General features: G+C 43.6%; 8 protein-coding genes. 2 read left to right on the forward strand and 6 right to left on the reverse strand.

All coding sequences use genetic code 11. The features are described from left to right. Positions 1-154: 154 nt before the first annotated feature. Positions 155-1,105, forward strand: coding sequence for an alpha/beta hydrolase family protein (locus tag L2672_RS16835; protein ID WP_248997007.1), 951 nt, complete (start codon positions 155-157; stop codon positions 1,103-1,105). A gap of 74 nt (positions 1,106-1,179) precedes the next feature. Here L2672_RS16835 and yghU read toward each other — a convergent pair whose 3' ends face one another. Continuing rightward, positions 1,180-2,040, reverse strand: coding sequence for a glutathione-dependent disulfide-bond oxidoreductase (gene yghU, locus L2672_RS16840; protein ID WP_248997008.1), 861 nt, complete (start codon positions 2,038-2,040; stop codon positions 1,180-1,182). Between the two features lie 252 nt (positions 2,041-2,292). Between yghU and lgt the strand changes: the two genes are divergently transcribed. Continuing rightward, positions 2,293-3,084, forward strand: coding sequence for a prolipoprotein diacylglyceryl transferase (gene lgt, locus L2672_RS16845; protein WP_248997009.1), 792 nt, complete (start codon positions 2,293-2,295; stop codon positions 3,082-3,084). A 177-nt stretch (positions 3,085-3,261) separates the two neighbouring features. Here lgt and L2672_RS16850 read toward each other — a convergent pair whose 3' ends face one another. The 5 genes from L2672_RS16850 to L2672_RS16870 all read right to left on the reverse strand — a co-directional run. Beyond that, the gene (locus L2672_RS16850) at positions 3,262-3,519 is read right to left on the reverse strand and encodes a hypothetical protein (RefSeq protein ID WP_248997010.1); all 258 of its coding nucleotides are present in this window, start codon (positions 3,517-3,519) and stop codon (positions 3,262-3,264) included. Positions 3,520-3,551: 32 nt separating this feature from the next. After that, positions 3,552-5,198, reverse strand: coding sequence for an eicosapentaenoate synthase subunit PfaD (gene pfaD, locus L2672_RS16855; protein ID WP_248997011.1), 1,647 nt, complete (start codon positions 5,196-5,198; stop codon positions 3,552-3,554). Positions 5,199-5,208: 10 nt separating this feature from the next. Then, entirely contained in the window at positions 5,209-11,007 is a 5,799-nt protein-coding gene (locus tag L2672_RS16860) for a beta-ketoacyl synthase N-terminal-like domain-containing protein (protein ID WP_248997012.1), read from the reverse strand. Next, a complete protein-coding gene (locus L2672_RS16865) occupies positions 11,004-13,187 on the reverse strand; it encodes a PfaB family protein (protein ID WP_248997013.1) in 2,184 nt (727 codons plus the stop codon). The genes L2672_RS16860 and L2672_RS16865 overlap by 4 nt, the downstream gene beginning before the upstream one ends. Positions 13,188-13,189: 2 nt before the next feature. Further along, on the reverse strand, positions 13,190-16,247 hold a 3,058-nt coding region (locus tag L2672_RS16870), incomplete at its 5' end, for an SDR family NAD(P)-dependent oxidoreductase (protein WP_248997014.1).

Genomic DNA, 16,247 nt, shown 5'->3' on the forward strand with positions numbered 1-16,247 from the left:
CAACCTTGCTTACATCCCACTTACCTGTTTTACTGCTGCTTTACCTGGTTGTTTATTGTGCTTGAATCGCTAAAATTCATTTGTAAAACTGCAGCCAAATTCGAGTTTATTGAGCATGTGTAACATGCTTCTATGCTTCAAAAAGGTGCTGCAAGTGAAGTTGAATCAAACAGTTTGTCAGGTTATTGATGATGTCTTTATGCAATATCATATTGTTGATACCAGTAAACCTGTGATGATAACTTTCCCGCCAGGTTGTCAGGCAATAACACAACACCAAGCTGAAGCAAACGATACTAATGCTTGGAGTTTTCAGTTTTTTGCCAAACGCGGCATTAACGTGGTGTCATTTAATCATATTGGTCAAGATAACTATTTTCACTCTGAAGAGTTCGCCAGGTTTTTGCCGTTACTTTCTACACAATTAGACGTCTTTCCAAAGAGGATAGGATATGGCATAAGCCGTGGCGGTTTTGCGTCAGCGATTCACAGTAAAGTGTTAGGTTTGGATAAAGCCTTATTACTGATGCCTTTAAGCTCATATAATCATAAAACAGTGCCGTGGGATCCAAAAGTCAAAGCTAATCATGTCCCTGATCAGGCATTAAATTTAGATGCCAGTGTTTGTGAAACACCTTTAACGGTTATTTATGACCCATTATATGCCCCCGATACTCAGCATGTTGCAAGACTCGATTCAGTCGTCGCTGAATATCATATAAGTGGTGTGGGTCATCGTATTAGTCGTGCATTACAGCAGATGGGAATGCTAAAAAAAGTGGTGTTGGACTTTTATGCTGCAGATATAGAGTCAGACGCTTTTTATCAGGGAATACGCCAGCGTCGTTTATTTCCAAGTTATTTAAAAGGGACTTTGGCTAACTCTCGGCGAAAAGTTACTCTTAAAAGGCGCTGGGTAATTACTCAATACCGATGCTATTTAATCATCAATAATAGCCATTTTTGCCATCAAAAATTTCTCAGTAAACTTGCAGTGAGTTGTCAAAAACGCTGGAATAAAGTGTTGAACCTTTATCAACAAGTCAATTTGCAAGGGGCATCAAAAGCTGCGTTAGTTTTAGGTAATACGGTTTTTTGTTTGTAGTGAAAAACAATAACAGAGTGACGGATTAGCCACTCTGTTATTTGTTAGAACATTAAATCATTTAAGTAAAACGTTTATTTTTTTGCTTTTTCAAGCACAACATCAATGTCTTTTGCACTGTGTCTATTAGGAACTTGCTCCCACTCTTCTCCCCAGCTGCGGTTGACCACTTGGCCACGCTGAACGGCAGGGCGATTGGCAATGGTGTTGGCCCAGCGCACAACATGTTTATAGCTTGCGACATCTAAAAAGGTGGCCGCATTATATAAATGGCCTAATACAAGGTTGCCATACCACGGCCAAATTGCCATATCTGCGATAGTGTATTCATCACCTGCAATAAATTCATGTTGCGCTAATTGCTTGTCTAATACATCTAATTGGCGTTTAGCTTCCATGGTGAAGCGGTTAATTGGGTATTCAAATTTTTCTGGGGCATAGGCATAAAAATGTCCAAACCCGCCACCAAGATAAGGCGCGCTGCCTTGCAACCAAAATAACCAATTCATCATTTCTGTTTTGGCGGCTAAATCAGTAGGAATAAAGTGGCCAAACTTTTCTGCCAGATAAAGCAAAATATTGCCTGATTCAAATACTCGAATAGGCTTATCACCAGAGTTATCTAGTAAGGCTGGAATTTTGGAATTTGGATTGATAGCCACAAAACCTGATGAAAATTGCTCACCCTCGCCAATATTAATAATGTAGGCGTCATACTCTGCTTGGCTGACACCCGCAGCTAGTAGTTCTTCTAATAAAATAGTGACCTTTTGCCCATTAGGCGTAGCTAAAGAGTGAAGCTGCAATGGGTGTTGGCCTTGAGGTAATGCTTGTTGGTGTCTTGCCCCCGAGTCAGGTCGATTTATACTGGCCCATTTACCGCCATTTTCATTATCCATCGTCCACACTGTCGGCGGGGTATATTGTTCAGTCATGTAAAAATCCTTGATAACCATTGGTCATATTGCGCAATAGAGTAACAACTTTAATATACGTGCTTTTATTAAAATAGTTCAACTTAAAGTCACTAAACGGTACTGCTAGGTTTAATTGATTTTAGACAACTTTTTTCAGAATAGCTGAATCATTCATTATGTTAACCTTGTACACTTATGCGAATACCCATTAGCATAAAGGATGGGTTACACAGTCATTGTGTCACGCTAACAATAATACGGAGTGTTGTAGTGGAATATTTAGTCTGGAATCTTGACCCGGTAATGTTCACCATTATGGGCATCAAAATACAATGGTATGGAGTCCTGTTTGCTACGGCAATCACCACGGGCTTTTTGGTCATGAAACGGATTTATGCCCTAGAGGGGCTAAACCCTGACTCGCTTGATGATTTATTAATTTACAGTGTGATTGGTATTGTTGTTGGTGCGCGTTTAGGTCATGTATTTTTTTACGAACCAGAATATTATTTGGCTAATCCGTTATTAATACCAGCTATATGGAAAGGTGGTTTAGCTAGTCATGGTGGCACGGTTGGCGTAGTGTTGGCGATGTATTTTTATAAACGCAAAGCACAGTTACCGTTTATATATTTACTGGACAGGTTAGCTGTTGGTACCGGCATTTTTTGCTTTTTTGTGCGTATGGGGAATTTTGCCAACTCAGAAATTGTTGGCATTACGACCGACAAGCCGTGGGCCATTATCTTTGAGCGAGTTGATATGCTGCCCCGACACCCAGCACAGCTTTACGAGGCAATAGCCTATTTAGCAATATTTATTACCATGTGGTTGCTATATCGCTATAGCCAAATTAAGCAAAAGCAGGGGGCATTAGTGGGGCTATTTTTAGCATTAGTGTTTGGTGCGCGTTATTTGATTGAGTTCGTTAAGGTGCGCCAGGCTGAATTTGCCCAAGAGTGGACGATGAGTGTCGGGCAAATGCTAAGCATTCCATTTGTATTGGTTGGCTTAGGGCTATTTATAGCGGCGTTTATGGTGAATGCCAAGGGTAATAAATAACTATTCACCCTAGCTTGCCTAAGCTAATTCTGTCAGCTTAGGTTATTTATCACGATTGGTATTGAATGATTGTTATCATTTTTCTCCATAAAAAAGGCATCTTTCGATGCCTTTTTTAAGGGAAGTTTTATGGGAAGTTTGCCGTTCAAAATAAGCTTGGCACTTGGTAAGGCAAAGTTATTTCAACAGCGCTACAGCTTCCATGTCTAGCTCAATGTCAGTACAGCCTTTAGCACAATATATGCCTGGGGCTTTAGCATTGGGCTTAGCATTTTTAGTGGTGGCCGGTAACACAAGAGTAAGCGGCTTTTTACATTCACTACATTCTGCAGTATTGCCTTTCATCATGCGTTTAATCAGGTTTTTTTGCTGATTAAACGAGGCTAATGTGGTGTCATTTACTGCTGAAAAATCAAGTTTTTGTGTTTCGCTCATGGGTTACCTATTACCTGTCACTTATCTGTTACTTATTTTACGCTATCTTGTGGTTGCCAGCGCTGTAAATTAACCGGTAATGCTACGCCTTGAGCCGTTAACAGGTTAATTCTGGCTTGATACGCTGCGCCGTGCATCAAGTGTTTGGCTAAGTCTACCGCATTTCGTTGGCGATAATCATCTAAATAACTGCCTTTTGCCCATTCATTAAAGGCGCCAAGTGCAGGACCTGCCCAAATTTGGTAATCCATTTCGCGGCCCACTTCGCCGGTATTTGACCAACGGCTAGACAGCCCTAAGTACCAACGGAAAATTAACGCCATTTTACGCTTAGGGTTGTCTTTAGCGCGTTCAATTTGCTTGGGGTCACGTTCATTAAAGTGTGCCACTGTACCTGCCCAAATTTCATCTAAGCTGGATCTGAACACTTGTTTTTCAAGCTTTTCACGTTCTTCAGTCGGAATGGCTTCAATAGAGTCATAACGGGTATAAATTTCGTAAAGCTTATTGGCACGCATTGGGAACAAGGTGCCACGCTTAACCACTTGTAACTTAACTCCCATTTCAAACATATCAGCCGCCGGTGCCATGGTGACGTCGGCCATTTCGGTGGTGGCTAATAGCTTGCGAGTATGTTCGCTGGCGCCCGCTTCAACACAGGCTTGATTAATTGAGCCTGTTACAATAAATGCGGCACCCATATTGAAGGTGGCTAGTGCAGCATCAGGCGTACCGATACCGCCGCCACAGCCTACACGAATAGGCGTTTTATATTGGTACTCGGCTTGAATTTTATCTTTAAGCGCTAAAATAGTCGGCAGTAGGGTAACTAAAGGACGGTTGTCGGTGTGGCCGCCAGAATCAGCTTCTGCAGTAATATCGTCTGCCATTGGCACTAACAGGGCTAATGCCATTTGCTCTGGAGTAATAAGGCCTTCATCTACTAACTTTTGTAGCATTTTTTCGGGCGCAGGTTGCATAAACTTACTGGCAACCTCGGTACGACTAACTTTAGCAATAACCTTATTGGCAATATTTATATCGCCATTGGCATCACGGCTCAAACCTGCTGCGCGGTAATAAACTATTTGCGGTGTTAGCCCTAAAAAGGCTGAGGCTTCAACGGTTCTGACTTTATGTTTTAAAAATAATTCAACGCTGCCACGTTCTAATGCCGGTTCACTTGGGCTGTGGATTAAGTTGAACATATAAGGGCCGTTTGGCAGTGCTGCTTGAATACGTTCAATAGCTTGCTCAACCCGTGATGGAATTAATCCCGCCGCACCAAATGAGCATAAAATACCCGCTTGGCCAAGGGCAATAACTAATTCTTCTGAGGCAATTCCATTGGCCATTGCACCGGCATAATAGGCGTATTTAACCCCATGTACGCGGCGGAAATTACTGTCGCCTAAACTTTGGGTGCCCAATGCAGGAGCGAAAGCGCTAACAGGTAAGTCTTGGTCGTTAGCGGCAGAATGTGATAATTCAGCTTGCTCTGAAATAACTTGAGCTGATTGTGCCACGCCTAACCCTTGTTCAGGGTGGTTCACTATATAACAAGGCTGCGATAAATCTTTCAGGGTTTTAGCAATCTTGCTTTGTTCAAAATGGGCATTGCTTGAGGCAACTAACCAAGGCCAAGGTGATAGTTTTTCGTTATGGATACTGATAGTCATTATTTTTCCTTTATGCCTCTTCAATACAGATAGCAATATCTTTGACTTCATAGATGCGCAACCCGTCTTTGCTTAGGTTTGCGTCACCAATAATAATGCGTTTGCCGTTTTGATCTTTCACTTCACTAATGTGAACGTCTAACGACATTTGCTTGTTTAGTGGGTTAATTTGGCCACGGTATTTCCACTTAATATCTGACAAAATTTGGCCAAATTTCGGGTTCACAAATCCTTGGCCTAGGTCTTTACTGATGGCGTAAGTTTGCATTAACTCGATAATAGCTTCAACGCCTAATGAGCCTGGCATGACGGGATCTTGATGGAAGTGGAACTGGAAAAACCAATCACTAGGGTCAATGGTGCGTGATGCAGCCAAATAACCTTTGCCATACTTACCGCCAGTTTCGACAATCTCAGCAGTGTCGATAAAGTTTAATTGACCGCCAGCTAATTTGTAATGAGGCTGAGCTGCTGGTGGATTAAACACCCGTGATGACTTATCCAGTAGATTAACGGTTATGTCTGGGCTGATGTTGTTTTCAATATGCCAAGGTTGAGTGATTTTACCGTTATCAATGCCTAACTGATTTTTAAGGGCATCACCTTTAAAGTAACCAAATACTGCGCTGCCGGTATAAAACGGCTCACCATCGACACTTAGGTCAAAAGTGAAGTTTTGAATAATATTACTGCCAGCAATGACGGTAGATAACAGTTTTGAGTCATTAACAATGGTTTTTCCACGTAAATCAACATGACGGAGTAATTTACCGTTACCGTCTAAATTACGGAAAAATAGCTCTTTTCCAGGGAAACCAAGGGTTGTGCCCATATAGCCAGAAATAAAGCCATTAGGTTGTAACGATATTTCCATTAAGACTGAATATGGCATGACCGAATGGTGGCTATTTTTAGCAAAATACCACGCATCTTCTGGCACTTCATATTCAGCAATACAAGACGACGGTTTTTTCAGTTCGCCACGTTTGCCGTTAATTTCAACGACACGAGTAGTTAGCTGTAAATCACCACAAGGTGTACGTGGTGGAATTAAACCGCGGTAAATACTGAAGTCTGGCCCAAAGCATTTTTCAATGTCACCTGTGGCAAATTCAAACATATGATACGGCGTAAATGGCACGGTATCTGGGGTGCGATTAGCGTATTTTGAATCAGCTGCCACTTCTGGTGCCGGCACATGTTTAAGCGGAATAACCCCTTTATTGGTTGGGGCGCTTAAATCTGGCTGCTGTGCCATTAATGGCGCTTTATCCGCTTTATCAATAGTGGTGTTAGTTTGGCTTGTTTGATCAGCAAGATAACGGGTGCATTCATGCTCTTCTTTTATCATGACCCCAAGGTTTTGGAAGTCGACCACAACTTTGCCATTTAGCAATATGTCGATGTTTGCCTTAGCATATGGGCGAGGGCTGACACCAATTTCGGTGACTTCCATACGGTATGTCAGTTCACCGTGTTGTGGCAGTACTTGTCCACGACAACGTACTTTTTGCGATGCATTTTCAAGAGGTTGGAAACGGCCATTATTCACTAACGTATGCATACCAATATGTAGCATGAAGAATTGTAATAACTGACCACAGCCTTCGGCCATTAACGAGCCAGCCATCACTTGATCGCCTTTAAAGTGACAAGGGAAGTACCAGTGATCTGGTGCAAGTTGTTTATGGCCTTCAACTAACCCTAAGCCCCATGCACCGCCATGCACTTGTAAGTTGCTGACTTGTTCAATCATCAAAAACTTTTCTGACGCAAAACATAAAGACGACTGAATACCGGTTTGCAGTTGGTGGCTAACATGATCTGCCCCAAAACAACTGCCAATATCGCCAGTTAATAAATGGTGGATTTGACCATAGTCAAACTGGGTTTGCCCACAGTGCAATAAAGGCTCAAAACGGGGCTTGTTCGGATTATTTAATGCCGCTTGACGCAGGTTAATTTCGTCATCAGTGCGGATAACGCCTTTTCCGTCAGCTAATTCTTGATCAGTAAAGAAGCCTGCACAACCCCCGTCCATTTTAAGGATCATTTTGTCGCCGACAAAACACTCATACGAGAAGAAAAATAATAACGTGTCGCCATTTCTGGCAAAGTTATTGATTTTAATGTCATAACGTAAAGTATCGCCGCCACGTGGTAAGTCATCTAAGAAGGTTAATGTGCAATCTAATAAGCGATAAACCCGTTCGCCTTTGTTTTCAAAGTCGATACCGAGATAACTAATTAACATCAAATCGCATTGGCCTGACTCAACCGCCACTGCCCACGGAATTTGACCGTCAACAAGGTAAGGGGCGTCCACCGGAATATCGTATTCTGTGGTCATTGAGCAGGGTTTGTATTGGTTCATGGTGGCGTCAAGCTTGGTCACCCGTGAAACCAATAAATAGTCTGTGGTCGGTAGTCGAACTCGACGAGAGTAGCCATCAATTATTGCGTAGTCGCTACCAAATACCTTGGCGATATCGCCTTCAGCATATTCCACTAAGTCAGCATAATTCCAAATACAAGGCTTGTTTGCCGGAATCGGTGCAGTATATGGCGGTACTAACGCATGATTTGGTGTTGGCGCAGTGTTTGGTGTTGGCGAAGTACTTGGTGCTGCAGAAACAACTTGTACAGGCGTCTGTGAAGCAAGATTTACTGCATTAGTTTGGCTGGCAACTTGCTGCTGCGGCTGTGCAAAACCATTAATTTGAGCCAGTTGTTGGTTTAATAGGGCGTCTGCAACTTGTAGTCCTGCATGACGCGACTTTAAAAAGGCTTGTTGTGCTTGCTGGGCAAGCCATTGGTTTTGTTGGAATGCATTTAAATGTGCTGGCGGTAATTGAGCGACATTTGAGGCTTCACTTGTGGCTTGGTCAACATGAGTGTTTGACGAAGCTGATTTTATATTCGGCATAGAGATAGAGATCTTATTAGTTGACTGACTCGCTATAGGATTCGCTGGTGCTACTGGGGTGGCAACGGCTGGCTTAATGGCGTCACATTTAGCTTGAATACTAGATGCTAGCGGTAACGGGCTATCAATAATGTGTTGATAAATATCCTGTCCACCTAAGCTCACTTGTTTAATTAAACTCAGCTTATTACCACTGGCTAATTGTTGTGTCAGCGGAGTGTTTAACCGTTGCGTTAAGGCCTGTTGTTGGCTTTGGCTAATAACCAAATCAATATTTGAGAATTGGTTTTCGCTTACCGTAGCCACACTGGCGCCAATGTCACGCTGGGTTTGGTTAAGCATCACCAAACTGTGCATTATGCTGGCAATACCTGAGGCAGCAAAACTATGGCCTAAGGTATGCTGTGCTTGTGCTAGCGGTTTAGCTCCGGCTTTAAGTTGCGCAGTTAACGCTTGGCCTGAGTCAGTTACCCCATGAATAGGTGACTGATTCAGCTCTATTAACTCGCCTGTTGCGCTAAGTAACTGCTGGCTAATTTGCTGTGGGCTAGCATTGGTTGTAAATTGCAGTTTATTGATATTGGCATAACTTTTTGTGGCTGTATCATGGGTCGACGTAGACTGTAATACCAATGCGCCAGCGCCTTCACCCACAAACCAAGATTGGCTTTCTTGGCGTGTTGAAGTGGCAATTTGCCCTTGTTTCAATAAGATATTTTCAATACTGCCAGACAAGTCCACCGCGGCAATAATCACCGCATCTAAAGGCTCTTGGCTTGAGTTCATTGCAAATAGATTTTGCGCTACATCAATACAGCGGTTAACTGACTGCTCACCTGCCGAAATAGTAAATGCGGGGCCGTTAAAGTCCCACAAAGATGAAATACGCGACGCCATAATATTACCAATAAAGCTGGTGTATTGGTTTAATTTAGCGGCGTCGAGTACGCTGTCCATGGCGATGGTTTCAAGTGCTGCAAGTTCTGCTTCTGTTAGCGTTACCCCTTGAGCCAATAAGCTATCTTGTATTTGACTGTGTAAGTTAACTCGGCCTCTGAATTGGTGTAATTCAAGCTCGGTTTCCATTGCCACTAATACAGCAACTTTACTGCCTGCGGTTAAATTGGCATCAACAATGGCTTCGTCGGCCACTTTCATTAACAGTAGTTGTTGTGAAATTAAGCGATCATCTTCATTAGGCGGTACTTTGAAACGTAAAAAGTCAAAGTCGAACTGGTCAATGTACGCCCCTTGTGGCACAGAGTGTAATCCGTGTTTCGCCAATATTTCTGGGTGTTTGTCTAGGCCTTTCCAGCGTTGATTAGGTAATGGCGACATTAAGGTTTTAGCCTGACAAATATGCTCGGCTAATAAATTAATGCTGTTTGCCTGACCAAAATGGGCGGCGATACCGGTTATGGCCAGCGGGGTATTAATCGCTTTGGCGATAGCAGGATTAATGACCGATGTTGCCGTAACGGGTGCCTTATTATCATAAGACTCAATCAATAAATGCGCATTACAGCCGCCAAAACCAAATACTGATACCCCAGCGTGACGAGTGGCATTGTTGGCTGGTTTATCTGGCCAAGGTAATACATCGTTTGGCAAGGTTTGTTGGCCAAAAAGCCCATTGGGTGAGGCAATAGGGCTGCTAATATTAATACTGGGTGGCAATACTCCTTGGCGCATGGCGAATATCATTTTCATGATGCCGGGCATGCCAGCGGCGGTGAGTAAGTGGCCAAGGTTTGATTTAGCTGAGCCAATTAACGGCGTATTAGTGCCAGCAAGTTTATCTTCAAAAAAGCGCTCCATAGATGTCAGCTCAACCTTGTCACCTAAAGGTGTTCCAGTGGCATGACATTCAATTACTTCAATACTGGCGGGGGCAATATTAGCTTCGCGGTATGCTCTTTCAAACGATAAAACTTGTCCTTTACTGTTAGGGCTTAATACAAACTGGCCTTTACCGTCATTTGATAAGCCTATTCCGCTAACTAAAGCATAAATATGATCGCCATCTTTTTGGGCATCTTCTAAACGCTTTAATACCAGAACTCCGGCACCTTCACCAGCGAATAAGCCTTTACTGTTGCTATCAAATGGGGCCGAAATACCGTGGTCGGGGTAAGCATGAAATATAGAAAAGCCCATATTAATGAAGAATGGGTCTGCCCCCGAAACCGCACCTGCTAGCATAATATCGGCTTTACCTGTATGCAGGTAATCGCAGGCAAGTTTTAGGGCGTAAACCGAACTTGCACAGGCGGCATCTAAACTAAGTTGTGCGCCGCCTAAACCTAATGCATCTGCCACTAACTTAGATGCATTATGAGCAATTGCGCCGTTGCGATAGTTAATGGTGTGAGGTTGATGTGTTGTTTGGCCAAAACGTTGCAATACAAAATTAGGCTGTTTTAGCGTGGCTTGTAAGGCTTTTTCAACCACGTCGTGATACAAGGGCACAAACAACTCGTTTGACTTAGCGGTGGGAAAGGACAAGGTTCCCATAACAATACCCGCATTGTTTAAACGGCTGTCGTCTAGGGTGATGCCTGCATCTGCTAAGGCATTTCGAGCTGTGTCGGTGGCCCATAAAAAGCTGTCGTCTAAGCCATCAAACTGATCTGCTGCAATGCGGTAAGCGTTGGGGTTAAACGCAAAGTTTTGAATGTAACCGCCTTTATCACAATAAAAGCGATCAGATTGTCCTTGAGTGCCAAGGTAATCTTGCGGATTAGCATTTAATTTTTCAGCACTTATTTGACTACGAGAGTCTTTTTTGTCGAGTAAATTTTGCCAAAATTTTGCTGGCGTATCCGCATCAGGATACTGATTCGCTAAACCAACAATGGCAATTTTAGGGGCTTGAGAACTCAATGAGGTTCTCCTTCTGAAAGAGGCTGATGGGCAGGCGTCATTGGTGCAGACTCCATGCTTGATAATTTGGCTATATCTTGACGCATAGCCCAGTCGATACTGTTAATAAACGGCGTAAATGACATTGGCACTTGATGTATTAATAATTGTGCGAGGCATTTTAATAAGCTGATATTAGCATCTGCGCCTTTGGCATTTACCGCAACGGCTTTAGCGCCTTGGCAATGCTGGTTGGATAATATTTTATCAATTAAGGTGGTGGTTTGGCGGTCTGCACCCACTTCAACAAATAAGCGACTACCGTGTTGGTAGGCTTTGCTAATAAGTTGCGTAAAGTTTAATTGATGGCAAAAAGTATCTGCAATGGATTGTGCGATAGCATCAGCCGTTAAAACCACCGGGCTGGCTTGCATTGCGGTAATAAAGGTAATCTCAGTGGGTAAGTTGGCCATTAAAGGTTGATGATAAAACCCTTTTACCTGCTCAATAATTTGCAACGCAGGGGGAGTATGCATTGCGGTCACCTTGTTAGAGGCGATACCGCGCTTACCCGCTTGTTTAAGTAATGCTTTACAACTGGTTTCACAGCCTGCAACCACGCAAGTATCACCTTGAATAATGGCAATATAAGCTTTGGGGTACTGGGCTAAAAATGGCTTCAATTCATCTTGGCTAGCGCGGGTAACAAAGCTATTCCATTGTATGGGTTCATCTTGGCTAAGTTGCCAGTCTTGGCGAACGCAATTGAGTGCGCCAGAAATATCGGCGGTAAAAATGCTACTGGTTTGGGTGGCTTCAATTAAATTATGCGGTTGCTGCCATACCCCTAAACTTGCCCACATGGCCGCTTCACCCATTGAATATCCTAGGGCAAAACGGGGTTGAATTTTAAATTCTTGGGTAAGCAGTTTTGTGAGTAGGTAACTGACTCCAACGCCTGAAATGGCTAGCTCAGATAAACTCATTTCACCCATAGCAGAAGTCGGGGTATAAACCTTATCAGCTTGAAGCATGGCGTGTAGATCGCCTTGTTTTTCTAGCTCAGCAAATAACCCCGGAAAGGTTTGCCCCAAGTTGTGAAACATATTGTGGTATACGGTACCAACACCTGGGTAAACAAAGCTCAACCCGCTATCGTTTGCTGATTGCTCATTTGCTGGCTGCTTTAGCGAATGTTGCCTAAAACAACTCCCCGCAGGGGTTTTGTAATCAAGTCGTTCCTCTTGATTAGCTAACGCACTTAGTAGGGCTTTAGCTTCATCAATTAACGCACTATGGCTAGTGGCCATTAATACTGCACTGACACTGACTTTATCATTGACTTTAACACTGTCGTCACTACCACAGAGCTTAGCTTGTTGCTGTTGATAAGCTTGTAAATGCTGCTTGATTAGAGTGAGTAACTCACCACCACTATGAGCATTATTTGCTTGGTCAATGGCCGCTAGCTGGCTGATCACGGCCGTTAATTGTTGTTGAAGTTCACTGACTGATGCCGCCCTTAAAGGTAACCATAATCGCGACAGATTAATAAGCGGATTGGTAACAATTAGTCCGCTACCTTGGGTTAAAATAATGCTTTGATAACCTTGTGATTCAATCTGGCTGTTAAACGCGGCAACACGGCTTTGGTGTAATTCGCTAAACCAATAGCCGCTTTGTGATCCGTCAGACCTTGGGCGTTGTCGGCTGGCAATGGCGCTGATAAAAGCAGCAAATTGTTGTAGTTTGTGTAGCGAAGTTACACTGTCACTATATTGAGTTAGCAGTGCCATGTGCTGACGTTTGGCATGAATTAATGCTTGCTGTGTTGCTAGCTCATGTTGCTGGGCTGTGGCTAAGCCATTAATAAATGCATGGGGGTGAATAGCATGTTTTGCCGCGGTTATTGCAGGCAACAGCCAAACCGTATTGGCAATGTTGATGACTTTGGCGTCATGGGGTTTATCAATAAACTGCCCGATAGCGCGAGCGATGGCTTGTTCAAAACCTATTGAGTTTGATTCAGCAATATCAATAAATTGTTCGCTTAAGCCACTGTTGTGGATAGGGTTTAATAATAACGCAATGCGTATAGGTGATTGATTAATATCTTCAATCACCTTTATTAATGTGCTGCAATTCAGCACAGGCTCGTGGCCTGTACTGACTGCAGTTAATGGTTTTCCCTTGGCGTTCATACTTACATAGCGCCTTCTGTTAAGGTTCTACGCGGGGCGGTAAACGCATCGTTCAAACTTATACTAATGGTGATTTTGGCTGCTGACATAGTGCAGCTTAATCGACCATCTTGATGATACAGGGCAACATCAGCGGTTAATGCACGGCTGGTACTTTTGCTTACCGTTAACACGATAAAGCCTTTGTCACCAGACGCCATTGGCTGATAACTGGCAAACTCACCAATGGTTGATGGCAAGCTGGCGGCATCGTGATGTAGTCGCGCCCATACCAACATGGCTTGTAACAGTAAGTCTTCAGCAAACGGTTGGCAGCCACCTTGTTGAGCTTGTGGAGCAAACCCTAGGCAATCATTTGAATTAACCTTTGGTAGTTCAACCGAGCACACTAACTGTTGTTTATCAGCCATTATTACTTGTTTTATTCCCTGTAGGCGTGGGCCGTGGAATAAGGTTCCGTTGCTATACAGTTCGGCGTTAGTAGTTATCACTTCACCGTTATTAGCTAAGGCTTTGGCAGCTTGCAAGGTGTCTGTTATGGACTCATTAACCGCTGTAATGGCTTGGCTTACTGCATTTTCTGCAATTAAATTGGCTTGATACTGCGGCCTTAGTGGCGTGTCTGCAGCATCATTGACCATTTTGCTTGATATTAATGCCGTTAAGCCTTTATCAGTTTGAGTTAGCGTTAGCGATAAACGCTGGGACTGGTTAGTCTCAAAAATAATGCCTTTTAGCAGTTTGTAATCAGCCACTTTGACGCTTTGGCCACACAACAACTTCGCGGTATCACGCATCCACTGAATAGCACACACTGTGGGCAACACTGGATTACCCGCAATGCAGTGGTCTTCAATAAAAGGTAGCGCAAGTGGATTTAACACTCGCTCTACCGTATAAGATGGCGCGTTATTAGCCAATGATAGTGTCAGCGAACCCTGAGTATTAACCAAAGAGTCCGCATTAAGCTTTTTTACATCAGCGCCTGTTTGTGCGTCTGCATTGCCTTGCATGTCTGAACCAATCAGCATTTGTACCCCTGATTCAGATAATAAGCTTTGAGCAAATAAGTTAGCGCCTTTATCGAGTGGGATAACGTAAACGCCGCGTTCAACAAACATTTTTTTCAATGCTGAACTGACCATACCGCCGTCCCATGGTCCCCAGTTAAAGCTCATGACTTTAGCTTGAGGGTAGGCCGCTGCTAGCTTTAAGGCTGCTTTATTCAATATCTCATTCGACATTGAATAATCACTTTGGCCGGTATTGCCATAAAACCCGGCCGCCGATGAGAACATGGCTACTAGTTTTAATGCTGAAGCATCAATGGCATTGATAATACGGTTAAATCCACTGACTTTTGTGCCGTATACTTTGGCAAGTTCAGATAAGGTTTTATCTTGAATGTGTTTGTCTGCTAACACGCCTGCGCCATGAATAATACCGCTAATGCTGCCTACGTTTGTTAAGGCTTGTTTCACCGCATCATCACTACTGACATCCATACTGATGTATTGAGCACTGGCGCCAACCTGTTTAAAGGCATTAAGTGCTGCATCAATTTCTAGGCTGCTGGTGATGGGCCAAACAAGGGCATCAATTTGTTTCGGGGTTGGCTTGTTACCTTGAGACTGAATATAACCAATGGCTGCGGCTTTAAGCTCATTAGCCTGTTTACCCTTTGCCCACTCTGGAAGGTTGTTAGCTAAATGCTCACTACGTCCGGCCAGAATAAAGTGCGATTGGGTTTGCTTTGCTAAGGTTAATGCGCACTCAAAGGTGACGCCTTTAGCACCGCCGGTCACCAAAATATTATCTTGTTTAGATAAACTTGCTGCATTAAAGCGTACTGCGGCTTTGTCGGTAGCCACTAAAGTACAACGACCCGAGTCGCTAATACCCACTTCAGTGATTTTATTGGCTGCGTTGTGGTCTTGAACATCAAATAGCTCATTAACAATGGCTTGAGCAAGTTCTTGGGCGTCGATGTTAGGGGCAATATCAAGGGCACGACAGAACACGTTTGGCCATTCATGGCTTAATGTTTTACTTAATCCTGATAAAGCGGCCTGATTCAGCTCAAGTTGATTTAAATTGTCGTCAATGTAACCAAAACCGCCGTCAATTCTGCTAACCGTCATAAAGCAAACGCGCTCAGATTCGGCTGTTGCTGTTAGGCTAGGTTGTAGATGTTTGGCCATCATAAAGGCTTGTTCAACACTTTGGTAAGCCGCGTCGTTTAAGCCAAGCACACCTTGTGCAGCAAGTTGTGGTTGTAAATGTACCACCCCTGCAATGTGATGTTTTTGACTAATTTGCTGTAAAACCTTAGCCACGCTTTCATCGCTGATGTCGTCTAGGGTAAAACTGTCGACATTGCTATTAAGCGGTGATTGTGAGGTAGTGATGGTTTTAGGGCTGCGGATCACGGCGACGGTTAAACCGTTAGCAACAAGTTTTTCTGCAACAACTCCTGCATTGTGACCATCATCATTGATCACAATACAGGCTTGTTTTGAAAATGCGCCAACAAGCTTATCCGCCGCTGGAAGCTTTTTTACAGCAACTTCCTGGTGTGGTGGTAAATCTGTAGCCACTTCAGCGATTGCTGCTGGCTGTTGAGTTTGTGGTGCTGAAGTACTTGCAGTGCTGGTATCAGACAGCTTGCTGTTCATGTAAGCCACAATTTCACCTAGGGTGCGGCACTCGGCTAAATCTTCAGGGTTTAGCTCAGGTAAGTCTGGTAACTCGTCTTGTACCGTCCCTAAAATTTCAACACGCTTGATAGAGTCGATACCTAAATCGGCTTCCATATCCATGCTCAGTTCTAGCATTTCACTTGGGTAACCGGTTTTGTCAGCAACAACGCTCATCATGGTGCTTTGTACTGTTTCAGCGTTTAAACCTGATGCACTGGCTTGAGTTGTTGGCGTTGCAGCAGGTACAACGGCTAATTTGCTGTTCATGTAGTCAACAATTTCACCTAGAGTGCGGCACTCGGCTAAATCTTCAGGGTTTAGCTCAGGTAAGTCTGGTAACTCATCTTGTACGGTCCCTAAA

Source organism: Shewanella gaetbuli, from assembly GCF_023284065.1.
Classification (GTDB): Bacteria; Pseudomonadota; Gammaproteobacteria; order Enterobacterales; family Shewanellaceae; genus Shewanella; species Shewanella gaetbuli.